The organism is Streptomyces mayteni (genome assembly GCF_054783955.1).
The window spans coordinates 79,616-104,108 of sequence record NZ_BAAGPR010000019.1 but is presented as its reverse complement, the minus strand read 5'-3'; the positions used below and the strand labels follow the sequence as shown (position 1 = coordinate 104,108).

Below are 24,493 nucleotides of genomic sequence, written 5' to 3'. Positions count from 1 at the left end.
GGGCGCGGGGCCGGGCGCGGGCGCGGGCACGGCTGGCGCCGCAGGCCTGCCGGCCGGCACCCCGCCCAACCAGGCCCGGAGGCATTCGTGACGCCCGCGCCGGCCCGGCCAACCAGGCGGCCGGTGCCGCCGACGACCGGCGCGACATCCGGCGCCCCTGGCGCCGCCACTACGCCGGCGGCGGGCGCCCGGACGCCCAACGCGCCCGGCGGGCGGGCGCGATGACCACCACCACGGCCCGCACCGCCACAGGGGCCGCACCCCACGCCGCACGCGCGGCGGCCACCGCCGCGCGCCACGCCAAGGCCGCAGGCGCCGCAGGCGCCGTGGCCGCCGGCGTCGCGCGGGCCGGCTTCGCCGGCGCCAACGGCGCCGCTGGCGCCGCTGGCGCCACGCAACGTCCCCACCGCACACAGCGGTAGCGCAGAAGGGCACCACCACCATGCGACTCCTCAGACCGGCCCTCGCCGTCCTCGCCGCCACCGCCCTGGCCGGCACCGCCTGCGCGCCGCAGGACGACGCCGCGGCCGCCGACTATCCGAGCCGGGCCATCGACCTGATCGTGCCGTTCGCGGCCGGCGGCGCCACCGACATCGCGGCGCGCGCCGTCGCCACCGCGCTCTCCGACGACCTCGGCGTACCGGTCAACGTCGTCAACCAGCCGGGCGCCAACCAGATCACCGCCGTCAACACCGTCCGCTCCGCCGGCGCCGACGGCTACACGCTGCTCGCCGACGGCGCCGGCTCCAGCTCGTTGCAGTCGCTGCTGCCCGACGTGCCGTACGACTGGCAGGACCGCGCCTTCGTCGGCCGGGCGGCGAGCGGCGCGCACGTCTACGCCGTCCCGGGCGACTCCGAGTACGCCGACCTCCAGGACGTCGTCGAGGCGGCGCGCGCCAACCCCGGCGGCTTCTCGGTCGGCTGGATCGGCGGCACCTCCACCAGCGACTACGCCACCCTCCAGTTCCTGGAGGCGGCCGGCGTCGACCCGGCCGAGGTGCGCCGGGTGCCGTTCCAGGGCAGCGGCGACGTGATGCAGGCGGTGGCCGCCGGCGACATCGACTTCGGCGCCGGCGGCGCCAGCGCGACCTTCGCGCTCGCCGGCAGCGGCGACCTGCGGGTGCTCGCCTCCACCGGCGCCGAGCCGCTGGAGCGGCTGCCCGACGTGCCGCTCACCGGCGACCTGGGGCTCTCCGAACTCGACGTCCAGTTCTGGGTCGGCCTCTCGGGACCCAGCGGGCTGCCTGACCCGGTCGCCGACCGGCTCGGCGAGGCGCTGACCAGGATCGGCGAGGACCCGGAGTTCGGCGAGACGCTGGCGTCCATCGGCATGATCCCCGATGTCCGCGACGGGGACGCGACGGCCCAGGCGGCGGACGAGGAGGCCGGTTTGTTCGCCGAGCTCGACGCCCGGCTCGGGGACGCGGGATGAGCGGCGACCGGCTCCGCACAGCGGCACGCCGGCTCACCGCCAGGCCGGCCCTGCCGGTCACCGTCGTGCTGTCGATCGTCGCCGCGCTCGCCGTCCAGGAGGGGCTGCGCGGCGCGCTCGACGCGGACGCGGGCGAGGCGGCCACCGTCTCCGGCTGGTACCTGACGGCCCTCGGCGCCATCTCGCTGGTCACCACGGTGCTGGCGGCGCGGCGGGAGTGGGCCGCCGGCGTGCCGGCCGAGAGCACCGAGGAAGGCGAGCAAGAAACCGACGGGCCGGTCGTGTTCCGCCTCACCGCCTGCCTGGCGCTGATCGCCGGCTACATCATCGCGCTGCCCTGGATCGGCTTCGCCGCCACCAACGGCGCGTTCCTCCTCCTCTACCTCAGGGCCGTCGCCGGCTACGGCTGGCTCCGCTCGCTGGCCTACGCCGCGCTGCTCGACGCCGCCTTCGTCGCCTTCTTCGCGACGGTCGGCATCTCCCTCCCGCACGGCCCCTTCCGCTACTGATCCCCCTCTGCCACGCCCCCCGCGAGGCCCCCACATCCCCCGAAAGGAGGTGCGCATGGGCTTCTCCGACGTACTCGGCGGCTTCGCCGACGTCCTCCGCCCCGACGTGCTGCTCCTCGCCTTCCTCGGCTGCCTGGCCGGCACCCTGGTCGGGATGCTGCCGGGCCTCGGCCCGGTCTCGGCGATCGCCATCCTCTTCCCGCTCACCACCTACCTCGACCCGGCCGCCGGCATCATCGTGCTCGCCGCCATCTACTACGGCGCCATGTACGGCGGTTCGACCAGCGCCATCCTGCTCAACATCCCGGGCGAGGTGTCGTCCGTGCCGGCGGCGATCGAGGGATACGCCCTCACCCGGCAGGGCCGGGCCGGCGCGGCGCTCGCCACCGCGGCGATCGTGTCGTTCATCGCCGGCATCGCGGGCACCGTGGGGCTGATCCTGATCGGCCCCCATCTGGCCAGGTTCGCGCTGGACTTCGGCCCGCCCGAGATGCTCGGCCTGCTGCTGTTCAGCCTGTTGGCGATCGCCGGCCTCTCCTCAGGACGGGTGGCCCGCGGCATCGGCATGGGCGTGCTCGGCATGATCCTGGCCTCGGTCGGGCTCAACCAGTCCACCGGCGAGGCCAGGTTGACGTTCGGCTCGCCCGACCTGATGCAGGGGCTGAACGTGGTGCCGGTGATGATCGGCCTCTTCGGGCTCGGCGAGGTGCTGAGCACGCTGCGCGGCGGCACCCCGCGGCTCTCCGCCCAGCCCATCGGCCGGATCCTGCCCAACCGGGACGAGCTCAGGCGCGGCACCGCCTCCGGCGCCCGCGGCACCGTGATCGGCTTCTTCCTCGGCCTGATACCCGGCCTGCTGCCCTCCATCACCTCGTTCCTGAGCTACGCCTACGAGCGGCGGCGCGGCGAGCGCAGGGGCGACCGGCGGTTCGGGAACGGCGCGATCGAGGGCATCGGCGGTCCCGAGGCGGCCAACAACGCCTCGGCGATGTCAGGGTTCATGCCGCTCTTCGCGCTCGGCATCCCCACCGGGCCGACGATGGCGCTGATCCTGGCCGCGCTGCTGGTCTACGGCGTGGTGCCGGGGCCGACGATGTTCACCGCGGACGCGGACCTGACGGCCGCGATCATCGCCAGCTTCTTCGTCGCCAACGTCATCCTGCTGATCCTCAACCTGCCGCTGGTCGGCCTGTGGGTGCGCATCGCCCGCATCCCCTACGGCGTGCTGGCGCCGATCGTGGTCGCCTCCTGCCTGGTCGGCGCCTACACCGACCGGTCGAGCGTCTTCGACGTCTGGACCTGCCTGGTCTTCGGCCTCGTCGGCTGGGGGATGGCGACCTGGGGGCTGCCGATCGCGCCGCTGGTGATGGGCTTCATCCTCGGGCCACGGCTCGAACTGGCCCTCCAGCAGACCGTGGCGCTCGACCTGACGGTGCTGCTGGAGAGCCCGATCTTCCTCGGCTTCGCGGGCGCGGCGCTGGGGACCGTGCTGCTCGGGGTCGTGCTACGCCGCCGCGAGGTGCCGATGGTGGAGGGCGAGGGCTGACGCCCCCGCCCCACCGGTCCTCAGACCGTGCCGGGCGGCTCGCCGGTCGTGGTCGAGGGGTCGATCAGCGCGAACGTGGCGCCCTGCGGGTCGGCGACCGCGGCGAAGCGGCCGTAGGGGCTGTCCATCGGGCCCCTGATCAGCCGGCCGTCGAGGCGCTGGAGGTTCGCCACCGCCTCGTCGCAGTCCGCCACCGCGAAGTACGTCTCGGTGTGCGGGCCGAGCTCGGCCGGGGCGTCGCCCGGGATCAGGTAGCGGCCGGCCCGGGGTTCGCCGTGGATCATCCAGACCGCGTAGTCCATCTCGGGCGAGCCCTCCATCAGCTTGGCGTCGAGCGGGAAGACGGACGTGAAGAACTCGTCGGTCCTGGCCGCGTCCCTGGTGTGGACCTCGGCCCAGCAGAAGGAGTTCGGCGCGTCGCGCTTCCCGAAGCCGTGGTGGGTGCCCTCCTGCCACACGCCGAACAGCACGCCGGCCGGGTCGCGGGCGATCAGCAGGCTGCCGAACGGGTCGACCTCCATCGGCCCCATCAGCGTCTCGCCGCCGTGCTGCCGGACCTTGCCGGCCGTGGCGGAGACGTCGGGCGACTCGAAGTAGACGGTCCAGGCCGGCGGCACGTCGTTCTGCCCCGGCATCTGCGGCGCCAGCGCGCCGACGGCCTTGCCGTCCGAGTAGGCCTGCGTGTACCCACCGTGTTCCTTGGCGGCGGTCTCGAACGTCCAGCCGAAGAGCCCGCCGTAGAAGCGCTTGCCGGCCTCCAGGTCGGGCAGGGTCACGTCAGCCCAGCAGGGCGCGCCCTCGGGGTAGGCAGTCATGTCCTTCTCTTCCCCTCTCCCCCAGATCTCTCTCCTGTCACTCGGGCCCCTTCCTCCACGCTAACCAGCGGGAGGACAATCGGCACGGCGAGCCGCCGGCCCGCCCACCACCAGCGAGAACGCCCCCGGGATCACCTCGGAATGCGGCGCCGAGCGCAGGAGCGAGAATTCCTCTCATGTCGATGGCGACCCCCCTGACCCCCTTCACCGACGACTTCGTCCGTGACCCGTACGGCACGCTGGCGCGGCTGCGCGAGGCCGCGCCCGTGCACCACGTCGCGCTGCCGGACGGCACCCCGGCCTGGATCGTCACCCGGGACGCCGAGGTGCGCCCGCTGCTCTCGGACGACCGGCTCTCCGTCAACAAGCGGCACTCCACCACCGGTTACGCCGGTTTCTCGCTGCCGCCCGCGCTGGACCGCAACCTGCTGAACATCGACCCGGCCGACCATCTGCGGCTCCGCCGGCTGGTCTCGCAGGGCTTCACGCCGCGCCAGGTGGCGGCGCTGCGCCCGTCGATCAGCGCCACCGCCGAGCGGCTGGCCGGCGCGCTGCGCGAGGATCTGGTCGCCGAGTTCGCCACCCCGCTGCCGCTCGCCGTGATCAGCGACCTGTTCGCGCTGCCCGAGGCCGACCGGGCGCCGTTCGCCGAGTGGGTCGGAACCGTGATCGCGCCCACCGGCCGGCAGGCCACGGCGGCCGCGATCGCCGCCATCTACCGCTATCTCACCGAACTGGTCGCGGCCCGCCGGGCGGCGCCGGGCGACGACCCGCTCTCCGCGCTGATCGCGGCCCGCGACGAGGGCGACCGGCTCTCCGAGGACGAGCTCGTCTCGCTCGCCTTCCTGATCCTGGGCGCCGGCATCGAGAACGTGCAACACACCATCTCGGCCGGCCTGTTGGCGCTGTCCCGGCACCCCTACCAGGTGGCCGCCCTCCAGGCAGAACCGACCCTGGTGCCGGGCGCCGTCGAGGAGCTCCTGCGCTACGCGCACCCCAACCTGATGGCCATCCGCCGCTTCGCCACCGAGGACCTGGACATCGCAGGCACCGAGGTGCCGGCCGGCGACACCGTGCTGCTCTGCCTGGCCTCCGCCAACCGCGACCCGGCACGCTACGCCGACCCCGAGACGTTCGACGTCCGCCGCACCGACCACGCGCCCCAACTCGCGCTCGGCCACGGCATGCACTACTGCCTCGGCGCCCCGCTGGCCCGCCTGGAGCTCGAGATCACGCTGACCACCCTGCTCCCCGGGTTCCCGCGCCCGGCCGCCGAGGCGGCGCGCTGGCGCACCAGCTTCCGCTCCCACGCGCTGGCCGCCCTGCCGCTCCACCAGGACCGACCGCTCACCGCCTGAGCGGGCAGTGCGGCGCGCAGATCCACAGCACGAACGAGTGCCCCCACCGGTCCCGCAGCGTCCCCACCCGCCGCCCCGAGGCCCCGAGCCGCCGGCCGCAGCGCACGCAGGCGATCCCCATCTGCTGCGCAGGCGACAGCCGGTCGAGCTCCGGCGTCTCCTGAGTACCGCCCCATTCGACCCCCCTCATGCGCAGCCCCCTCCCTCTCCGCGTGCGGTGCGGCGACAAGCCGGCAGGAGAGAGATACCCGCGATCCGCCCCCTCTGATCGCCGGCGCACGACGGCTCTCGGATGCACGGCCAGCGCGGCTACGGTGACGGGGCCGTCGTGCGCACGGTGGCGATCATGCGCAGCACCAGCTGGGCGTCGGGGGCCGTCGAGAAGTCGACGAGGTCGACGTCGGAACCGAGGGCGAGCAACCGCATCAAGGCCTCGTCGTCCTGGAGCCCGCCGAGCGACGGATTCGGCTGGGCGCGCCGCCAGGCGACGGCCTTGAGCCGTTGCCACAGGTCGGGCTCGTCGACCAACCGGGCGTAGAAGCCACGGTGTTCGCTCCGCAGGATCAGCAGTTCGGCCAGCCTCAGCAGGGCCTCGCGGTCGAGCGGAGCCCCGCCGGTCCGTTCCAGCACGGCTGCCGTCAGATTGAGCACGCTCACGAACCGCTTGACCTTGCGCGGACTCGCGCCGAGGCCGACCCGGATCAGCCACCAGAAGGGATCATCGGCGGCGAGTGCGGGGTGGACGTGGCCGGCGAGGGATTCGCGGAGGACGGAGTCGTGCACCTCCGGGAGGAAGAACGGCAGTTGAACGATCTTCTCCAGGTAGGCCGCGCCGTCCGCCGGCGCTCGCTCGCCGAACTTCCGGGCGGCCACGGCCGACAGTAGGTCGTAGTCCATCGCCAACACGAAGACGCACCGCGAGTCGCCGGTGAACAGCTTGAGGGACTCCAGCACGGTGACCGCGGTCTCCGGGGCGCAGCGGTCCAGGTCGTCGATGAAGACGACCAACCGGCCGTCGTCCCCGACGAACTCGCCGACGGCCTCGGCGAAGTCCTGCTCGAAGACGTTGACGTGCCGGTGGAACTCGGCGTCGCTCTCCGCCAGTCGGTCGAGCGCCGACTCGGTCGTCTCCCTGTCGAGCAGGCCACCGGTGGCCAGCGCGCCAGCCTGGCCGAGCGCGCCCCGCACCGTGAGCCAGGCGATGGAACGGGCGAGCCGCAGTGCCTTGCCCCTGGTGCGCTCGTTCCGCTGGATCTCGGCGAGCACCGAGGTGATCACCGCGCTCCACACCTCGTGCTTCTGAGCGTACTTCCACGGATTGATCCACACCGAGTGCGCCTCGGGCCCGAGGAGGTCCTGCCACATCCGGAGGAAGCTCGACTTGCCCGAGCCCCAGGGCCCGAAGACGCCCACGGTCAGCGGGAGCGGCCGCGCCGCCTCGACCGTGCTCGCCAGCACCTCCACGTACGGCCGGAAGCCGTACTCGTCGTCGCCGAGCCCGGCGACCGGGTTGTCGGTGAGCGGGGGCCGGGCCGGGCGCATCGATCGCCTCCTTCTTCGAGGTCCCAAGTCGCCGGGAATTCCCCGCGATTGTGGCAGAGGACCGACGGCGGACGGCCGACTTCCGGCATACTCGACCAGGAGACGAGCGGGGGTGGGTCCGTGTCGGCGCGTCTGAGATCGATGGGGGAGAGCCCCTTCCCGCCCCTGGCCCTGCCCCGGCGCCCCGTGCAGCCCGACCGGTTACGCGGCCGCGACCGGGTGTTGGCGGCGGTCACGGGCGCCATCGGACAGCGTGTCCGGGGCGACGACAACGTGCCGGGCGTGTGGGTGCTCTCCGGGCTCGGAGGATGCGGCAAGACCACCGTCGCGCTGGAGGTCGCGCACCGACTCTCCGCCGCGATGCGGCACGTCTGGTGGGTCTCCGCCGGCGACCGCCACGGGCTCTCCGCGGCGCTGCAGGCGGTGGCGTACCAGGCCGGCGCCCAAGAAGGGGAGTTCGGCCGCGGCCATCCGGCCGACGTGTTGTGGCGGCACCTCGACGACCTCGTCGACCCCTGGCTGCTGGTGCTGGACAACGTCGACGACCCGGCGGTCCTGCGGACGCCGGACCGGCACCTCGCGCAGGCCGTGGGATGGCTGCGCCACCCCGGACCGTCCCGGGGGACGATCCTGATCACCAGCCGCGAGTCGCGCCAGGAGCAGTGGGCACCCTGGGCGCACATCGAGGCGATGGACGTCCTGGACGTCGACGACGCCGCCCGGGTGCTGCTGGACCTGGCTCCGAAGGCTGGCGACGAGCGCGCGGCCGGCGAACTGGCGCGGCACCTGGGCGGCCTGCCGTTGGCCCTGGAGCTCGCGGGCTGGTATCTGGCCCGCGCGGCCGAGGAGGTGTGGCCGAGCCCGGACACGCCCGGGACGTTCGCGGCCTACCGCGACAGCGTCGACCAGCGGCTCCACGAACTGGCCGCCGACCGGGACTCCCTCCTCGGGAATGACGAACGGCGGCGCCGGGCCATTCCCACCACCTGGCAGCTCTCGCTCGACCTGCTGAAACGCCAGGGGCACGACGCGGCCCAGACACTCCTGTGGCTGCTCTCCAGCCTTGGGCAGGCTCCGATCCCGCTCTCCCTACTCGACCCGGACGTGCTGCTGGCGAGCGGGCTGTTCGAGGCGGGCACGAGTCGTTCGCAGCTCGGCGACGCCCTCGGAGGGCTGTTCGGGCTTCGGCTCATCAAGCTGGAGACGATGCCCATCGACGGCTCAGAATCCGACGGCTCGGGTGCCGACGACACCGAACTTCGGCGCAGCATCGACGTCCATCCGCTGGTCAGAGCCAGCAACCGGGCCCAGACGGGCTACCACCACCTCCTGCCGGATCTGCTCGTGCCACTGACGGAACTGGTGAACAGGGCCGTCACCCCGCTGATCGCCCCGGAGGACCGCGCCGACTGGGCGCGCTGGCGCCTGCTGGCACCCCACTGCGCCGCGCCGATCCAGGCCCTGAGCTCCGGTGAGAACGCGGACGTTCCGCCGGAACACGTCATCGCGGCGACCCAACCCGCGCTGCGTGCCGGCCAGTACCGCCACGGGCTCGGTCTCTACGCCGAGGCCGAGCACGACCTGCGCGCGGTGGTCGACGTTCGGCGGAACCGCCTCGGCGCCGAGCACCCGGCCACCCTCGACGGCCGCCTCGCGCTGGCGTACACCCTGCACCACGCAGGCAGGCTGCGCGAAGCCGAGGCCGAATACCTCTCCGTCGCCCAGTGCGCCGGAATGGTCGTGCCGGCCGAACACCGCATCATTCAGTCGGCTCGTGGCGGCCGGGCCCGAGTCCTGAGCGAACTCGGGGACCTCGCGACCGCGGAGGCCGAACTACGCGACGTGCTCGCGATGCGGCGGCGCGACCCGCGAGACCATCATGCCCTGCTGCGCACCCGCTACAGCATGGCCTCGGTCCTGCACCTGCGGGGGCGGCTCGCGCAGGCCATCGCCGAGTTGGAGGAGATCTGGCAGGAAGCGCGGCGGCGCTACGAGAGTGCCCACCCCCAGCTGTTGAGCATCGGCACCCTGCTGGTCCGAGCGCTGCGCGACGGCGGCCGGCTCGACGAGGCCGAAGAGATCGGGATCACGATCGTCATGGCGTACGAGAGGACAGGGCGCTCCGAGCATCCGGACGCGTTGATCGCCCGGCACGAACTCGCCCGAGTGGTCCGCGACCAGGGGAGGTTGGAGGAGGCCAGGGACCGATTCGCGGAGATCACCGAGGCATATCTGCGACGTCTCGGCCCGGGCCATCCCGGCGCCTCGGCCAGCCGACACGAACTCGCCACGGTCCTCCACCAGCTTGGCCAACTCGACGCCGCCGCCGACCACTTCCGTGCCGTGCTGGCAACCAACCGCGAACACTACGACGTGGACCACCGCATCATGTGGACCATCCGCCACAACCTGGCGATCGTGCTGCGTTACGTGAGGCGAGGCGGGCAGGGGTGGTTCGGACGAGACCGAGACCGAGGGGACCTGCTGACGCGAGAAGGCGACCCGATCGTTGCTGACCTCCTCGGCGTGGCCGACCTACCCCTGGACGCCGCCCTCTCGGCGGAGCTTCCCGGGGGAGCGGCCGCGGCCGAGCGCCTACGGTCCAGGTTCACGCGGCCCTGGCTGAGCCGGGGCGGCACCACCTCACCCGCGGGCGAGTATTCGACAGGCTGGCAGTCCCACTCGGGGAACGATGATTCGTCTTCGTCCGTCAGGTACTCCGCGCGTCGCGCCAGGTACTCCGCGCGTCCCGACCCGACGGGCGAGTACTCGACAGGCTGGAACGCCTCGGGGAACGGCGATTCGTCTTCGTCCGTCAGGTACTCCGCGCGTCCCGACCCGACGACCGGCTACTCCGAGAGCCAGGACATCGAGACGCTGCGCCGCCAACAGCAGGGCATCCGGCGGTTGATGTTGGGGGAGTTACTGAGGGCCGCGGCCGAAAGGCCGACCGGCCCGCTGCCTCCGCTCGCGGCCGCACGCGAGTTGCTGGTGCGCGCCGACCGAGCGGCGCCGGCGGCGGTCGCGGACGTCCTCCTCTACCCGAGCACGGGACGCTGGCTCAGCCGTCTGCTGAGCAGGTTGCACTCCACCAACGAAGGGTCGGTCCCCCTCTGGGTCGACCTGGGGCATCTGCACGCCATCGCCTCGGCCGCCGCCATCAGGGCCAAGCTCACCTTCGAGTTGCACGCCCCGGCGCGCGACGGCGCGGTGCTCCTTCCCACTCTGGGCCTGGCGCGCCTGGGCGATGTGGGCACCGTTTCGGCCCACGTCACGACGGTTGACGGCCGGGCCGTGATCAGCCATGGCACGACGCGGGTGCCCCTCACCGGGCCGTCTCCCGACTGGCATCCCCTGCGCCAGGTGACAGCCAGCTTCGGGGCACGGTCGCTGACCCTGCGGCTGGACGACCTCGACACCTTCCGGGACACCGCTCCCCCAGCCGCACCAGCTCCGCTCTCCGCCGAGGCGGACGTCCGCTGGCGACGGTTGACAGAGGACGCGTGGCGGCTGCTCGTCGACCTCGACGCCGCACAGGCGACGGACATCGCCACGGCGCTGAGCTCGTTGACACCCCAGCCGGCCCGGCCCCACCGCGGCACGTCGTCACTCTCCTCAAGCGAGGCGTTCGGCGGAGTGGTGCTGACCGAGCCACCGGACGCGACGCAACTGGCGGTCACGCTGGTACACGAGTTCCGGCACATGTGGCTCAACGCCATCCTCGACACGACCGAGTTGATCGAACCGCCAGTGATGTCGCCGGATGAAAGGTTCTACGCCCCGTGGCGGAACGATCCACGCCCACTGGAGGGGCTGTTCCACGGAGTGTTCGCCTTCTGTGGGGTAACCGACTTCTGGCTCCGTGCCAGCCGGGCGGCCGGCGACGACCGAGCGCGTCGGCAGGCCCGGTTCGAGTTCGCCTACTGGCGGATCCAGACCTGGGACACCCTCGCGGCGCTGCGCACCAACCCCCGGCTCACCGCGGCCGGTCGCCGGTTCCTACGCGCGACGGCGGAGAGCGCCACAGTGTGGCGGGATGAGCCGGTCCCCGAGGACATCGCCGGGCTCGCGCGAGACGCCGTCTTCGCCCATCGCGTCCTGTGGCGGTTGGTTCATTCGCATGCCGCGCCGGAGACCGTCGGCGCGCTCGCGGACAACTGGCGCGTCGACCTCCCGCCCGCTCTCGGCGCGGGCTCCGTGCGCCCCTCCTTCGGCACCACTCCCCCGGCCACGAACCTGGACTCCGCCGTCGCACCATTCCGACACGCCGCCGTGGTTCGGGGCACGTCCCCCGACCCCATCGCCGTGGCCATTCGGCTCGGAGCGCCGGGCGATCAGGACACGCCCCCGGCCTTCCGCGCCTGATCCCATGCCGCTGCCGCCACCGCCACCAGGGCCGGGACGAGGGCCAGCGCGCTGAGCGCGTTGAGCGCGGCGCCGATGCCCAGGGCGGCGGCCAGGGCCGGGGCGGCGAGGCCGCCGAGGATGGCGGCCACCGAGTCGGCGGCCAGGAAGAGGGCCGTCACCCGGCCCAACATGCCGGCCGGCACGGTGTGTTGGAGGTGGGTCCCGACGGTGATCAGCAGCATGCTGCCCGGCACCCCGACCAGGCAGCCGGCGAGCACGGCGGCCGGCAGCGCCGGGGCGTTGGCCAGGGCGAAGAAGGCGACGCCGGTGCCGAGCCTGGCGATGGTCAGCACCCGGAGGGTGCCGAGCCTGGCCAGCGCGGGGCCGGTGAGCGCGGCGCCGAGCAGGAAGCCGGCGCCGAGCCCGGAGATCACGTAGCCGACGGCGTGTCCCGGGGCGTCGAGCCGGGTCACCAGCAGCGGGACGAGCAGCGCGGTGAGACCGGCGTTGGCCGTGAGGAAGAGCGTGTTGGCGAGGAGCGGGCCGCGCAGCGCAGGGTCGGCGGCGACCAGGGTCAGGCCGGCCCGCAGCCCGCCGCCGGCCGGCGCGGTGGTGGGCGCGGCGACCCGGCGGCCGAGGAGGGCGAACAGCAGGGCCGAGACGAGACAGCCGGCGACGTCCACGGCGAGCACCGCGCCGATGCCGGGGCCGGCGAGGAGCAGCGCGCCAAGCGGCGGCGCGCCGAGCCGCAGCAGGCTGCCGACCAGTGAGTCCAGGGAGTTGGCGGCGGCCAACTCGCGCTGCCCGGTGCCGACGACGGCCGGCATGAGGGCGCGGATCGCCGGCCGCTGCACGGTGGCGGCGACGTTCTCGCCGAGCACCGCCAGGTAGATCAGCCAGACGTCGGACGCGTCGTCGACCAGGAGGATCAGGGAGACGGCGGCGCCGCAGGCCAGTTGGGCCAGCCACAGGGCCCGGGTCAGGCGCACCCGGTCGAGCAGCACCCCGGCCCACGGGCCGATCAGCAGCCCGGGCGTCGCCTCGACGGCGATGGCGAGTCCGGTGGCGGTGGCCGACCCGGTGAGCTGGTAGACGTACACGGGCACGGCCACGAGCAGCAGCCAGCTGCCCAGGCCGGCCACGCCGGCGCCGGTGAGCAGGAGCCGGAAGGCGGGGTCGCGCAGCACGGGGTTTCTCACCCGGGAGAAACTATCCTCACAGAATAGTTCTCGGCAATAGTTTTCGATGAAGATAGACCAGGAGGTCAGATGGAGGGCGCGGAGCTGGGTCGGGAGCTGCGGGCACGCCGGAAGGCGGCCGGGCGGACGATCGCCTCGGTGGCGGCGGACGCCGGGCTCTCGGTGCCGTACATCGCCAACCTGGAGAACGGGCGGGGCAACCCGACGCTCGCCGCGCTGACCAGGCTGGCCGACGCGCTCGGCGCGCGGCTCACCGTCGAGCTCGCCGAGGCCGGGGAGGTCGCCGCCGCGGCGGACGACACCGGCGCCGCGGCGGCCCGCCGACTGCTCGGGACGGAGCGCGCCCGCGCCGTCGCCGCGGAACTCCCGGGCGGGGAAGGCCGGTTGCTCGCGGCACTGACGGCGATCGGCGCGGTGACCGGCCGCGAGCCGACCGAGCGGGACCTGGACCGGCTGCTCGACCTCCTGCTGCTCGCGAGGACCGATCCGGCGTATTGACATGGGCCCGTCACGGCTCAACGATGGTGAAAGCTGGGAGGTGTTGTTCGCTTCTGTTCACCCACCACCGTCATTCGCCTGGAGGTCAACGATGACCGAACGCACCGACCGTTCCCGCACCACGCCGGACGGGGTGAGCCGCCGCCGGCTGCTCACCGGGGCCGCGACCCTCGCCGCCGCGACGGCCGCCGGCAGCCTCGGCACGGCGACGCAGGCCCACGCCGCCGAGACCTGGGAGACCATGCTCAACACGGACTCGTTCGCCAGCTACCAGTCCCTGGAGGCGAACTGGAACTACCGCTACCCCTGGGGCTCGGACCACAACGGCAGCGCCCGGATGTACGCCAGCGCCACCGACCACAACCACGTCTTCCTCTCCGGCGGCGGCGTGCTGACGCTGCTCGCCACCCGCATCAACTGGGACGAGGGCACCAGCGGCGCGGACCCGCACCTGCCGATCCGCTACCACTCGGGCGCGATCCACGCCAAGCACCAGATCACGGTCACCAACCAGTTCCCCAACTACGAGGTCAAGGGCGAGTTCCAGGCGCCGAGTGCCCCCGGCACCTGGCCCGCGTTCTGGCTGACCGGGGTCAACAGCTGGCCGCCGGAGAGCGACATCCTGGAGTTCAAGGGCGACAACCGCAACTGGTTCAACACCTTCCGTACCTCCTCGGACGTCTCGAGCACCATCGTCCCGGTCTCCTCGCCCGGCAGCTGGCACGCGTACCGGGCGTGGATCACCAAGGTCAACAACACCGACGTGGACATCCACTACTACCTGGACGACACCTGGAAGGCCGTGCACCGCGGCGCCGGCTTCGTCGGCAAGCCGCTGTGGCTGATCTACAACCTTCAGATGGAGGGCTCCTCGGGGAACTCGGGCCCGACCTCCAACACCTACTACCGGGCACGCAACGTCTACATCGGTCGCACCAGGGTGAGTTGACGCCCGACGGCACCGCCCGTACCGCCGGCGACGACCGAGCGGGCGTATTGACCTCGACCCAGGCGGCTTCACTATAGTGAAAATCTGGTGGGTGTTGATCACTTCCGATCACCACCGCCGCTTCCGCCTGGAGGTCGACGATGACCGAACGCGTGGCCCGATCCCCTGCCGCACCGAACGGGGTGAGCCGCCGCCGGCTGCTCACCGGAGCGGCGACCGTCGCCGCCGCGACGGCCGCCGGCAGCCTCGGCGCGGCGGGACGGGCCCACGCCGCCGGGACCTGGGAGACCGTGCTCGCCCCGGACTCGTTCGCCGACTACCCGTCCCTGGAGGCGAACTGGAACTACCGCTACCCCTGGGGTCCCGACCACAACGGCAGCGCCCGGATGTACGCCAGCGCCACCGACCACAACCAGGTGTTCCTCTCCGGCGACGGCGTGCTGACGCTGCTCGCCACCCGCGTCGCCGAGGACGAGGGCACCAGCGCCTCCGAACCCCACCTGCCGATCCGCTACCACTCGGGCGCGGTCCACACCAGGCACCGGATCACGGTCACCGAGCAGTTCCCCGAGTACGAGGTCGGCGGCGAGTTCCAGGTGCCGAGCGCCCCCGGAACCTGGCCGGCGTTCTGGCTGAACGGCGTCGACAGCTGGCCGCCGGAGAGCGACATCGTGGAGTTCATGGGCGACAACCGCAACTGGTTCAACACCTGGCGCACCGAGTCCGACGTGCAGCGAACCATCGTCCCGGTCTCCTCGCCCGGCGCCTGGCACAGGTACCACGTGTGGATCACCAAGGCCAACAACACCGACGTGGACATCGACTACTACCTCGACGGCACCTGGATGGCGACGCACCGCGGCACCGGCTTCGTCGGCAAGCCGATGGTGCTGATCTGCAACCTCCAGATGGAGGGCCCCTCGGGGAGCTCAGGGCCCACCACCGACACCCACTACCGGGCCAGGAACGTCTCCATCGGTCGCACCAGGGTCAGTTGACGCCCGACGGCGCCGCCCGCAGCGCCACCCGGGCCGGGATCGCCGTGGCCAGCAGGGCCAGGCCGACGACCGCCGCCACCAGCAGCACGTAGCCGGCCGGCGCCACGGCGGGGGCGACCCGGCCCGTCATCCCGGCGCTGAGCGCGGCGAGGGTGGCCAGCGCGATGCCGGTGCCGAGCAGCACCGCCGTGGCCGCCACCGCCAGCGACTCCAGGCGCAGCATCCGCAGCACCTGCCGCCGGCTGGTTCCGATCAGCCGGAGCAGCGCGAACTCGCGGGCCCGGTCGGCGGTCGCCATCGCCAGGGTGTTGACGGCGGCGATGGTGGTGAAGGCCAGCACCAGGCCCATGCCGAGGAACGCGACCTCCGCGTCGGCCCGCCGGCCCGCCGCCACCCGGTCCGCGAACGCGCCGCCGTCCGCGACCGCCAGCTCGGGGAACTCCCCGACGGCGGCGGCGAGTCGGTCGTGGTCGGCGCCGGTCACCAGCACGGAGTCGGCCAGCGGGTTGTCCACATGTGCCGCGACAAGACCCTGGTCCAGGGTCAGTTCGCCGAAACCGAGCCGCCGCTCGTAGACCGCCACCACGGTCAACTCCACCGGCGTGTTGTCGCCCAGCACCAGCGGGAACGGATCACCCGGCCGCAGCCCGTGGTGGTCCGCGACCAACTCGCCAACCGCCACGCCCCGTTCGTCAAGATCCGCCAACGTCCCGGCCGTGACGCCGAGATCCAGCGTCTCGGCCAACCCGGGCCCCGCCGTGACGCCCTCCGCCCGGTACCTGTCGAGCCCCGGGGTGCGCACCTCCGTCCGCAGCACCTCGGTGACGGCCGTCACGCCCGGCACCGCGCGCAGCCGGTCGGCCGCCGCGCCCGGCACGCCGAGGCCCTTCGAGGTGACCACGGCATCGGCCACCACCCCGTCCCTGGCCTCCCGTTCGGCCGCCACGCCCAGCGTCGTCTGGCCGAACACGATCACCGCGGCCATCGCCACCAGCAGCGTCAGCGGCGTGATCACGGCCGCCAGCCGGGTCGCCCCGGCCGACGCGTGGTGCGCGGCGAGGTGGCCCGACACCCGGGAGAGCCGCAGCGGCGCGCCGAGCGCCGCGAACGCGGCCCTGGCCAGCACCGGGCCGAGCAGCGCCACCGCCACGCACAGCACCAGCACCGCGAGGTAGGTGACTGGGGGCACCTCCCGGCCGCCAGGCCGGGGGAGGGTGGCCGCCGGCTCGGTGCGCAACGCCGACAGCACCACCAGCAGCACCACCCCGCCCGCCAGGACGAGTCCGCCGGCGAGCAGCCGCCCCGTGGCGGGCCGGCGCACGTCGGCCGCCGACTCGGCCAGCGCCTCCGCCGGCCTGATCCGCGCGGCTCGCCGGCCGGCGAGCCGGGCCGCCAGCCGGGCGGCCAGCAGCGTCGCCAGCACGGCGGCCGCCGCCGGGAAGACGCTCCGCACCGGCGCCAACGTCTCGGGGATCGTGCCGAGTTCGGTGAACCGCCGGTGGAGCAGGCCACCGAGCGGCTGCCCCGCGAACGCCCCGAGCACCCCGGCCGCCGCGCCGACCACCAGCGCCTCGCGGCCGATCAGCCGCCGCACCTGGCGCGGCGTCGCGGCGACGGCGCGCAGCAGCGCCAGCTCGCGGTGCCGCTGCCGGGTGGCGAGCGCCAGGGTGCCGACCACCACCAGCACCGCGACCAGCAGCCCCGTGCCGCCGATCGCCCCGCCCATGCTCACCAGCCGGACCCGGGCCTGCGCCGCGTCCAGGAACTCGACCTCGCCGCGCTCCCCGCCGGTGCGCACCAGAGCGGACGTGCCGGCCAGCGCCTCGCTCAGCCGGCCGGCCAACTCGTCGACCGGGACGCCGTCCGCCGGGACGACGCCCACCACCGTGTCCCGGCCCTCGTGCCCGGCCAGCCGCCGCGCCTCGTCCTCGGCGAAGAAGACCGCCGCCTGCTCGACGACCGCGCCCTCGGCCACGCCGACCACGGTGTACGCGGCGGGCGCGGCCGTGGCCTGCACCGTCACGACGTCTCCGACGCCGGCCCCGGCCCGCCGCGCCAGGCCCCGGTCCAGCACGATCTCGCCGCGCGCCTCCGGCGCCCGCCCCTCCCCGATCACGAACGGCGTCAGTGCGGCCGAACTCCAGGCGTGGCCGAGCGACTCGGGCCCGCCCCCGACGCCGACCAGCGCCGCCGGGAACATCACCTCGGGCACCACCCGGCCGACGCCCGGCACGCCCGCGACCGCCTCCGCCGTGCCGGCCGGCAGCCAGGCGCGCTCGCTCACCGGCTTGGCCTTGTGCTTGACCTTGTCGCCCTTCCGCTGCTCGTGGTGCACGTTCTGGTCGGCCGCCACCACGACCGGCGCGGCCGCGTACCGCTCGGCGCGGATCTCGCCGCGCAGCCCCGTCTCCAACAGCCCGCCGCACGCCGTCACCAGCGCGGCGGCGCAGCACAGCGCGAGGAAGGCCCCGGCGAACCCGGCCCGGCGGGCCCGCAGCGTCCACAACGCGTAGCGCAGCATCAGGCCCACGCCCCGAGCCGCGTCATCCGGTCCGCCACCCGCTCCGCGGTCGGCTCCGCCAGCTCCCCGACCAGCCGCCCGTCGGCGAGGAACAGCACGGTGTCGGCGTACGAGGCCGCCACCGGATCGTGGGTCACCATCACCACCGTCTGCCCGCCGTCCCGGACGATGCCGCGCAGCAGCTCGAGCACCGACCGCGCGGTCATCGTGTCCAGCGCGCCGGTCGGCTCGTCGCCGAAGATCACCTCCGGCCGGTTGATCAACGCCCGGGCGACGGCCACGCGTTGCTGCTGCCCACCGGAGAGCTGCGCCGGCCGGACGTCCCGCTTCTCCCCCAGCCCCACCCGCGCCAGCACCTCGTCGACCCGCCGCCGGTCGATCCGCCGCCCGGCCAGCCGCAGCGGCAGCTCCACGTTGTGCCGCACGGTCAGCGCCGGCACCAGGTTGAACGCCTGGAACACGAACCCGACGCGCTCCCGCCGCAGTTCGGTGGCCCGCCGCTCGCTCAGCCCCGTCAGCTCGGTGTCCCCGAGCCACGCCGCCCCCGACGTCACCCGGTCGAGCCCCGCCGCGCAGTGCAGGAACGTGCTCTTGCCGGAGCCCGAGGGCCCCATCACGGCGGTGAAGCTGCCGCGCGGTATCGCGACGCTCACCCCGTCCAGGGCCCGGACGGCCGAGCCGTTCCGCCCGTACACCTTGCTGACGCCGTCCAACCGGAGCGCCGTCGCCTCGTCACTCATTCCGCCGTCTCTCCTGTCTGGTCATCGTCCGGCGCGGGAAAGGCGAGCAGCCGGGTGAGCACCGTCCGCGCCTCCGGCGGCGTCTCGCCGGCGGGGCGCTTGTAGCGGTTGAGCAGCGCGATGTACGCCTCGAAGAACTCCCGCAACTCGTCGGGCGTCAGCCGGATCGTGCCGCGCGAGTACGGGAACGCGTCCTGCCAGCCGTCCTCGGCCGGCGGCCGCGTCTGGAGCCGTTCGAACATCCGCAGGTCGGCGACGTACGCCAGCCGGTTCATCTCGTCCACCACGGCCCGCGTGCGCTCGTCTCGCTCGCTCCGCGGCGGAAACCGCAGATCCCGCGACACGGCCCGCCACCACCGCTCCCGCCCGCGCCCCGCCCCCGCCTCCTCCACCACGAAGCCGTGCCGAGCCAGCTCCCGCAGGTGATAGCTGGTGGCCCCCGTGTTGAGCCCCAACGCCCGCGCCAGCATCGCGGACGTCGCGGGCCCGTGCATCCCGAGCCGCTCCAGGATCTGGAGGCGCCGAGGATGCGCGAGGGCCTTGAGACCGTCGAAGGAGGGGGTGAACGCCATGTGCACAGACTCCTGTGCACACCCCGCTGTGCACGATCCGACGACCCCCCGGACCGGGGGTGGGGTTAACCCCCGGGGCCTTCGGCGCGCCGAGCCACGGCCGATGAGTTTGTGGCTCCCGGCCGGTCAGAGCTCGTGACACCAGAGGAAAGGACACCGCCATGTCGGAGCTTCTCGTCGACTTCATCACCTCCCTCGACGGCTACGCATCGGGAGAGGGATGGCCCGGGTTCTGGGGCCTCGAGGGCCCGGAGTACCTCGCCTGGCTCGGCGAGCAGCCTGCGGCCACCTACCTGATGGGATCGAACACCTACCGCCTGATGTCGGGCTTCGCCGCCGGTGAGGTCCCGAGTGGCCAAGACGAGTTCAGGCCCGAAGAGGAGGCGTCCGTCGACGAGCTCACGCAAGCGTCCAAGGTGGTGTTCTCCTCCTCGCTCGAGGAGCCACTGACGTGGGCCAACTCCACGCTCGTCCGCGACGACGCCGTCGAGGCGGTCCGCGCCATGAAGTCGAGTGGCTCGGGGCTCCTCAGCACGATCGGCAGTCTGAGCCTGTGCCGGTCCCTACTACGAGCCGGACTCGTCGACCGCTTCCGGGTCGTGATGTTCCCGGTGATCACCGGGGCCACGGGCGCGGAACGCATCTACGACGGCTATCCGGACGTCGCCCTGGAGATGATCGAGCACCGCACCTTCGACGGCCGCATCCAGCTGGTCGAGTACAAGCCCCGCGTGCTCGAGTACCCACCGCTCGGCGCCCCCGCGTGACGTCGCCCCCGGTCCGCCGGTCTGGCCCGCACCCAGGCCGGCGGGCGTGGGCGACGCAGGGCCTGTCCACCGACCCCGCGGATGGCTAAGCTTTTCGAACAAGGCGGCGCTCGGGGGGCTGGGATGACGCGTTCGGGGGCGACCCGCGAGACGGCGGCGGAGATCATCGCGCTGCGGATGCGGGAATACGACTCGCTGCGCAACGAGATCCAGCAACGCGTGGCGGCCCGCACCCAGATCGCCGGATTCGCCGGGGTGATAGCGGCCCTGTTGTCGGCGGAGAATCTGAGCCTTGACCGGCCCAATCTCTACGTCACGGCGCTGATCGTCGGCTTCTCCCTGCTCTGGTGGCGCCGAAGCAATCTCGGCATTCTACGGCTCGGCCACCACCTCCGTGAAATAGAACGAGACGTCAACGAACTGGCCACCGCCGCCTATGGCCGCCCCGCGCTCAGTTGGGAAACGCACCGACACCAGCAACGACGTGCGGAGACTCGGTTCTGGCGGGCCCTTGGCCGGGCCGGAGGATGGATTCAACGGGGCTGATACGCGCCTCAACTCGCCCTAGGATGCCGCAACATGAGTCGGCTCACGGACATCGCACTGCCCACCGCGGCCCAGGCCCGTCAGTTGGCGACGGACCGGGGCTCCTTCGCCGTGCTCGAGGCCGCGCCAGGACCCGGCACCCCCCGGCGGGGCGCCGCGCTGCTGCTGCCGGGGTTCACCGGGAGCAAGGAGGACTTCATCCCGCTGCTGGCCCCCCTCGCCACCGCCGGCTTCCGTGTCCTCGCCGTGGACGGGCGCGGCCAGCACGAGACGGACGGACCTCGCCACGTATCCGCCTATGCCCAGGCCGAGTTGGCCGCCGACGTGTTGGCCCAGGCCGCGGCCATCGCGGCCGAGGAGCCGAGCCCGGTACACCTGCTCGGCCACTCGTTCGGCGGCCTGGTCGCCCGCGCCGCGGTGCTGTCCTCGCCCGCCCCGCCGCCCTGGGCGTCCCTGACCCTGATGAACGTCGGCCCGGCCGTCGTCGACGCCTCCCAGCAGGGCCGCACCAGGCTGTTGATCGACGCCCTCCGCACGATGGACATGGCGGACATCTGGGAGGCGATGCGGGCCCTCGACCCGCGCACCACGGCCGATGAGGACGCCGAGGTCGCCTCCTTCATGCGCCGGCGCTGGCTCAACCACGTACCGGAGCAACTGATCGCCACCTGCGAGCAGTTGCTCAACGAGCCGGACCGGGTGACCGAACTGGCCCGGGTCGGAGTCCCCACGCTGGTGATCTCCGGCGGCGAAGACCTCACCTGGCCGGTGCCCTGGCAGGACGACATGGCCCACCGCCTCGGAGCCCGCCGCGTGGTGATCGCCGACGCCGGCCACTCCCCCAACATCAGCCACCCAGCCGAGGCGGCCGGCGCGCTCGCCGACTTCTGGGCATCCGTCGCCTGAGGACGGCCCTCAGGCCCGCACGTCCGCCACGAACGCCTGCCAGGCGGCAGCGGGAACGACGAGGGCCGGACCGGCCGGGTTCTTGCTGTCACGGACGGGGACAACGCGGGGGTGGCCGTCGGCCACCTCGACGCACGTCCCACCCTCGTCGTTGCTGTAGCTCGACTTGCGCCAAGTGGCGATGGTGGAGGCATCAGCAATAGGTCTAGTAAGCACGCTCGTACTCCTTCAAATATCGCCGAATCACACCAACTGATCGCTCTTCCGAGAGAGCCATCGATCGGACGACGTCGAATTTCCGAATCAGCTTGAGGAGCCGTTCCGACGAGATCACTGGCTCCCCCGCCATGACGCCTTCGACGTGGCCGATCGTGGATCCGTCCGGAAACGTCGCGAGCATAGCACTGCCCCCTGTCAAGGGGTGCCCCCCACAGGAGAAGGGAATCACCTGCACATTGGTGTAGACGCTCTCGCCGACACGCAGCAGGTGATCAAGCTGCCCGCACATCACCCGAGAACCACCGATCGGCCTGGCTAGCACCGCTTCATCCAGGATCGCCCAGTAATGCGGCGGAGTCTCCCGATTGAACATGCGCTTCCGACGCATGCGCTCCGCCACCCATTTCTCGATCTGCGCCTCGGACTCCCAGGAGCATCCCACGATGGTCAACTCGCGTGCGTACTCCTCGGTTTGTAGCAACCCCGGAACGACCGTGCTGGTCATCTCCTGGATGCGAACGGCCGATTGCTCCTTGCGCAGCATCATCCCGTAATCCGGTAGCGCCGCGTTCTCGTCTGCCTTCAGGAGCTCGACGAACAGGTCATCCGTCTCGAAGAATTTGTCCAGCGCCTCTGCCAACTCGACGGACGGAAGCTGATGACAGTTCTCCACACGGCTGAGATACGAGTACTTGTAGCCGATCCTGCTCTCGAACTCGCGCAGCGAGAGGCCCGCCTTCTTACGGAGTCGCTTGAGATGCCTGGCCAGCACCATACGGTGGGTGAGCCGGTCGTCGTCGGGGTTCAGCTCCATTCGAACCTCCATTCAATTCCCCTGTTAACGCGGGGGAATTGGGAACAGCCCGGACGGTGTCCGGACATGCCTATGCGTCGATGGTAGGGGCGTGATTACCCCACAGACTCAAAATTCACACCGGTCCGTGAGCTGCTGTCTCCGTCGGCATGACGAGTGCCGGGAGGGCGCGGTGCGCCCGCCGATCCCCGAGGTCGGCATCCGGTTCGAGCCGTGCTCGTGCGAGTGCCACCATCGCTGTCCGGTCGTGCGGGGTGAGGGGCGGTGACGGAGTACTACCGGCCGGTGGAGTCGATCACCGTGAACGCGGCGACCGTGCGACGCGGCGACGTCATCACCATCGGCGGCCAACCTTTCGTGGTGCGCGACCTGGTCAGCCTGCACGGCGGCGCGAAGCGGCTGGAGTTCCTGTCGGGCGACTGCCTGACCGTTCGCTGGAACACGATCCTCAAGGCGGCCCGTCCGTACCGGCGACGGGTGTGACCGCGGCGCCCGTCCGGGTGAGCGCCGGCCGGCGCCGGGCGGTTTCTCCGTCGCCTGCGGCGAGCGGTCCGGAGACTGGTGCGGCAGCGACACCCGAGGAGGGCCCCATGGATCGGCTGCCGATCGTCTACGTGCGCGGATACGCCGGGCCGACCGCCGGCATCGACGCCCAGGTGGACGACCCGTTCTACGGCTTCAACCGCGGCGCCACCCACGTGCGCGTCGGCGGCGACGGCGACCCGGCGTTCTACCAGTTCGAGGGGCCGCTGCTGCGGCTGATGACCGACGAGGGGTACCAACTGCTCGTCCAGGGCGACCAGCAGCGCTACCTGCGCGGGGCGGCGGACGCCGGCGTGCCGCCCGCCTCGCTCTGGGTGTACCGCTTCTACGACCAGGCCGCGACCACCTTCGCCGCGCCGCAGCACGAGAGCCTGCCGGAGCGGCTGCTCGGCCGGTTCCACCGCCGGGTCTCCGCCGACGGCTTCGACATCGAGACGGCGGCGGCCGGGCTCTACGACCTGATCGGCCTGATCCGGCGGAAGACCGGCGCGCCCAGGGTGTACCTGGTGGCCCACTCGATGGGCGGGCTCGTCGTCCGCTGCATGATGCAGAAGACCTGCTTCCAGCCCGACGCGGACGGCCGCGACCGGCTGCCGGCGAAGGAACTGGTGGCCAGGTTCTTCACCTACGGCACCCCGCACGGCGGCATCGCCTTCCGCCTCGGCGTCCTTGACTGGGCGGAGCAGACCCTCGGCCCGGCCGGCTCCGACATCTTCGCGCCGGAGAAGATGTACGGCTATCTGGAGCCGGGGGCACGCTTCGGTGATCTGCCGCCGCGCTCGGCCGACTTCGACCCGCAGCGCCTCCCGGAGCGGGCCTTCGACCCGGACGACGTGTTCTGCCTGATCGGCACCGACCCCAAGGACTACGGCCTCTCCCGGGTGCCGGTCGGGCCGAAGAGCGACGGCCTGGTGCGCATCGAGCGCGCCTACGTCCGGGGCGCGCACCGGGCCTACGTCTACCGGTCGCACTCCGGGACCTACGGGGAGGTCAACTCCGAGGAGGGCTACCAGAACCTGCGGCGCTTCCTCTTCGGACGCTGGCAGGTCGGGCTCGACCTGGTCGGCCTGCCGGCCGACCTCCCGGACGCGCCCGTCTGGCAGGCGGACACCCGCCTCACCATCCGGGGCCTGCCCATCGTGATGACCGAGCAGAGCGCCGCCCACTGGTGCCCGGTGCAGCTCGGCGACGAGATCCGCCGCCGTGGCGGGGCGGGGGACGGCGAGGTCGCCGTCCCGGTGGCCGGCACCTTCCTGCTCGACAGGGACCGCCTCCGCTACGCCCTCGGACTGCGGGTGTTCGCGCTGGACGAGGACGACGGCCGCCTGCGGCTCACCGACCACCTGGAGCAGGTGCCGGCGTGGGCCGACACCCTCATCGTGGACGTCCGCCCCGGCGCCGAAGAGGGCGGCATCGCCGCCTGGGCGGCCTGGAACAGCATGGTCGAGGGGCCGCCCGAGCGCTTCGACCCGATCACCGACGGGCTGCCGGGACAGGACGCGGGGGCCGCCATGACCTGGGAACGCGCGGCCGGGGCCACCGTCGCCCGCGTCGCCCACATCCCGCTGCCAGGCGCCGCCCGAGCCCTGTCCGTCCTCGGCCCGAACGCCGCCCTGCGCGTCGAGGCCCGCGACCGCCTCACCCCCGCCTGACCACATGCCGGAAAGTAGGT

At 72.7% G+C, this 24,493-nt stretch carries 22 protein-coding genes and 1 pseudogene; 14 read left to right on the top strand and 9 right to left on the bottom strand.

The window, feature by feature from the left end; genetic code table 11:
- The 4 genes and pseudogenes from ACYVPE_RS12005 to ACYVPE_RS11990 all read left to right on the top strand — a co-directional run.
- Window positions 1-422, top strand: a pseudogene (locus tag ACYVPE_RS12005) (hypothetical protein); the annotation flags it as partial.
- Between the two features lie 20 nt (window positions 423-442).
- Complete coding sequence (locus ACYVPE_RS12000; RefSeq protein ID WP_461033487.1) at window positions 443-1,432, top strand: tripartite tricarboxylate transporter substrate binding protein; 990 nt, start codon at window positions 443-445, stop codon at window positions 1,430-1,432.
- Window positions 1,429-1,941, top strand: coding sequence for a tripartite tricarboxylate transporter TctB family protein (locus ACYVPE_RS11995; RefSeq protein ID WP_461033486.1), 513 nt, complete (start codon window positions 1,429-1,431; stop codon window positions 1,939-1,941). Before ACYVPE_RS12000 ends, ACYVPE_RS11995 begins: the two co-directional genes overlap by 4 nt.
- Before the next feature lie 55 nt (window positions 1,942-1,996).
- Window positions 1,997-3,487, top strand: coding sequence for a tripartite tricarboxylate transporter permease (locus ACYVPE_RS11990; protein WP_461033485.1), 1,491 nt, complete (start codon window positions 1,997-1,999; stop codon window positions 3,485-3,487).
- A 20-nt stretch (window positions 3,488-3,507) separates the two neighbouring features.
- Here the strand turns inward: ACYVPE_RS11990 and ACYVPE_RS11985 are convergent, their stop codons facing one another.
- Window positions 3,508-4,302 carry a VOC family protein gene (locus ACYVPE_RS11985; protein ID WP_461033484.1) on the bottom strand — a complete coding sequence of 265 codons (795 nt, stop codon included), beginning with the start codon at window positions 4,300-4,302 and terminating at the stop codon, window positions 3,508-3,510.
- Window positions 4,303-4,484: 182 nt separating this feature from the next.
- Here ACYVPE_RS11985 and ACYVPE_RS11980 point away from each other — a divergent pair, with 182 nt between their 5' ends.
- Entirely contained in the window at window positions 4,485-5,660 is a 1,176-nt protein-coding gene (locus tag ACYVPE_RS11980) for a cytochrome P450 family protein (RefSeq protein ID WP_461033483.1), read from the top strand.
- Here the strand turns inward: ACYVPE_RS11980 and ACYVPE_RS11975 are convergent.
- Complete coding sequence (locus ACYVPE_RS11975; protein WP_461033482.1) at window positions 5,650-5,850, bottom strand: hypothetical protein; 201 nt, start codon at window positions 5,848-5,850, stop codon at window positions 5,650-5,652. The two genes, ACYVPE_RS11980 and ACYVPE_RS11975, sit on opposite strands and share 11 nt — an antisense overlap.
- A 119-nt stretch (window positions 5,851-5,969) precedes the next feature.
- On the bottom strand, window positions 5,970-7,202 hold the full coding sequence (locus ACYVPE_RS11970) for a KAP family P-loop NTPase fold protein (protein WP_461033481.1): 1,233 nt from the start codon (window positions 7,200-7,202) through the stop codon (window positions 5,970-5,972).
- Window positions 7,203-7,322: 120 nt separating this feature from the next.
- On the opposite strand from ACYVPE_RS11970, the gene ACYVPE_RS11965 reads away from it, so the two are divergent.
- A complete protein-coding gene (locus ACYVPE_RS11965; RefSeq protein WP_461033480.1) occupies window positions 7,323-11,567 on the top strand; it encodes an aKG-HExxH-type peptide beta-hydroxylase in 4,245 nt (1,414 codons plus the stop codon).
- On the opposite strand, the gene ACYVPE_RS11960 is transcribed toward ACYVPE_RS11965, so the two are convergent.
- A complete protein-coding gene (locus ACYVPE_RS11960; protein ID WP_461033479.1) occupies window positions 11,537-12,748 on the bottom strand; it encodes an MFS transporter in 1,212 nt (403 codons plus the stop codon). The genes ACYVPE_RS11965 and ACYVPE_RS11960 overlap by 31 nt on opposite strands.
- A gap of 69 nt (window positions 12,749-12,817) precedes the next feature.
- Here ACYVPE_RS11960 and ACYVPE_RS11955 point away from each other — a divergent pair, with 69 nt between their 5' ends.
- The 3 genes from ACYVPE_RS11955 to ACYVPE_RS11945 all read left to right on the top strand — a co-directional run bounded on the left by ACYVPE_RS11955 (window position 12,818) and on the right by ACYVPE_RS11945 (window position 15,193).
- Complete coding sequence (locus ACYVPE_RS11955; RefSeq protein WP_461033478.1) at window positions 12,818-13,246, top strand: helix-turn-helix domain-containing protein; 429 nt, start codon at window positions 12,818-12,820, stop codon at window positions 13,244-13,246.
- A gap of 91 nt (window positions 13,247-13,337) precedes the next feature.
- The gene (locus tag ACYVPE_RS11950) at window positions 13,338-14,195 is read left to right on the top strand and encodes a glycoside hydrolase (RefSeq protein ID WP_461033477.1); all 858 of its coding nucleotides are present in this window, start codon (window positions 13,338-13,340) and stop codon (window positions 14,193-14,195) included.
- A gap of 140 nt (window positions 14,196-14,335) precedes the next feature.
- A complete protein-coding gene (locus ACYVPE_RS11945) occupies window positions 14,336-15,193 on the top strand; it encodes a glycoside hydrolase family 16 protein (RefSeq protein ID WP_461033476.1) in 858 nt (285 codons plus the stop codon).
- Here ACYVPE_RS11945 and ACYVPE_RS11940 read toward each other — a convergent pair.
- The 3 genes from ACYVPE_RS11940 to ACYVPE_RS11930 are packed head-to-tail and all read right to left on the bottom strand — an operon-like array spanning window position 15,186 to window position 19,026.
- Window positions 15,186-17,714 carry an ABC transporter permease gene (locus tag ACYVPE_RS11940; RefSeq protein WP_461033491.1) on the bottom strand — a complete coding sequence of 843 codons (2,529 nt, stop codon included), beginning with the start codon at window positions 17,712-17,714 and terminating at the stop codon, window positions 15,186-15,188. The two genes, ACYVPE_RS11945 and ACYVPE_RS11940, sit on opposite strands and share 8 nt — an antisense overlap.
- On the bottom strand, window positions 17,714-18,454 hold the full coding sequence (locus ACYVPE_RS11935) for an ABC transporter ATP-binding protein (protein ID WP_461033475.1): 741 nt from the start codon (window positions 18,452-18,454) through the stop codon (window positions 17,714-17,716). Before ACYVPE_RS11935 ends, ACYVPE_RS11940 begins: the two co-directional genes overlap by 1 nt.
- Entirely contained in the window at window positions 18,451-19,026 is a 576-nt protein-coding gene (locus tag ACYVPE_RS11930) for an ArsR/SmtB family transcription factor (RefSeq protein WP_461033474.1), read from the bottom strand. Before ACYVPE_RS11930 ends, ACYVPE_RS11935 begins: the two co-directional genes overlap by 4 nt.
- 161 nt (window positions 19,027-19,187) lie before the next feature.
- Here ACYVPE_RS11930 and ACYVPE_RS11925 point away from each other — a divergent pair, with 161 nt between their 5' ends.
- From ACYVPE_RS11925 to ACYVPE_RS11915, 3 genes are all read left to right on the top strand, one after another.
- The gene (locus tag ACYVPE_RS11925) at window positions 19,188-19,793 is read left to right on the top strand and encodes a dihydrofolate reductase family protein (protein ID WP_461033473.1); all 606 of its coding nucleotides are present in this window, start codon (window positions 19,188-19,190) and stop codon (window positions 19,791-19,793) included.
- Window positions 19,794-19,874: 81 nt separating this feature from the next.
- The gene (locus ACYVPE_RS11920) at window positions 19,875-20,339 is read left to right on the top strand and encodes a hypothetical protein (protein ID WP_461033472.1); all 465 of its coding nucleotides are present in this window, start codon (window positions 19,875-19,877) and stop codon (window positions 20,337-20,339) included.
- A 33-nt stretch (window positions 20,340-20,372) separates the two neighbouring features.
- Window positions 20,373-21,245, top strand: coding sequence for an alpha/beta fold hydrolase (locus ACYVPE_RS11915; protein WP_461033471.1), 873 nt, complete (start codon window positions 20,373-20,375; stop codon window positions 21,243-21,245).
- Window positions 21,246-21,254: 9 nt separating this feature from the next.
- Here the strand turns inward: ACYVPE_RS11915 and ACYVPE_RS11910 are convergent, their stop codons facing one another.
- Together ACYVPE_RS11910 and ACYVPE_RS11905 are read right to left on the bottom strand one after the other, a co-directional pair.
- Complete coding sequence (locus ACYVPE_RS11910; RefSeq protein WP_461033470.1) at window positions 21,255-21,461, bottom strand: DUF397 domain-containing protein; 207 nt, start codon at window positions 21,459-21,461, stop codon at window positions 21,255-21,257.
- Window positions 21,451-22,278 (bottom strand): helix-turn-helix domain-containing protein, encoded by an 828-nt coding sequence (locus ACYVPE_RS11905; RefSeq protein WP_461033469.1) that lies wholly within the window; start codon window positions 22,276-22,278, stop codon window positions 21,451-21,453. Before ACYVPE_RS11905 ends, ACYVPE_RS11910 begins: the two co-directional genes overlap by 11 nt.
- 285 nt (window positions 22,279-22,563) lie before the next feature.
- Here ACYVPE_RS11905 and ACYVPE_RS11900 point away from each other — a divergent pair, with 285 nt between their 5' ends.
- Both ACYVPE_RS11900 and ACYVPE_RS11895 read left to right on the top strand, forming a co-directional pair.
- The gene (locus tag ACYVPE_RS11900; protein WP_461033468.1) at window positions 22,564-22,761 is read left to right on the top strand and encodes a hypothetical protein; all 198 of its coding nucleotides are present in this window, start codon (window positions 22,564-22,566) and stop codon (window positions 22,759-22,761) included.
- A 107-nt stretch (window positions 22,762-22,868) separates the two neighbouring features.
- Window positions 22,869-24,473 carry an esterase/lipase family protein gene (locus tag ACYVPE_RS11895; protein WP_461033467.1) on the top strand — a complete coding sequence of 535 codons (1,605 nt, stop codon included), beginning with the start codon at window positions 22,869-22,871 and terminating at the stop codon, window positions 24,471-24,473.
- The last annotated feature ends 20 nt before the right edge of the window (window positions 24,474-24,493 follow it).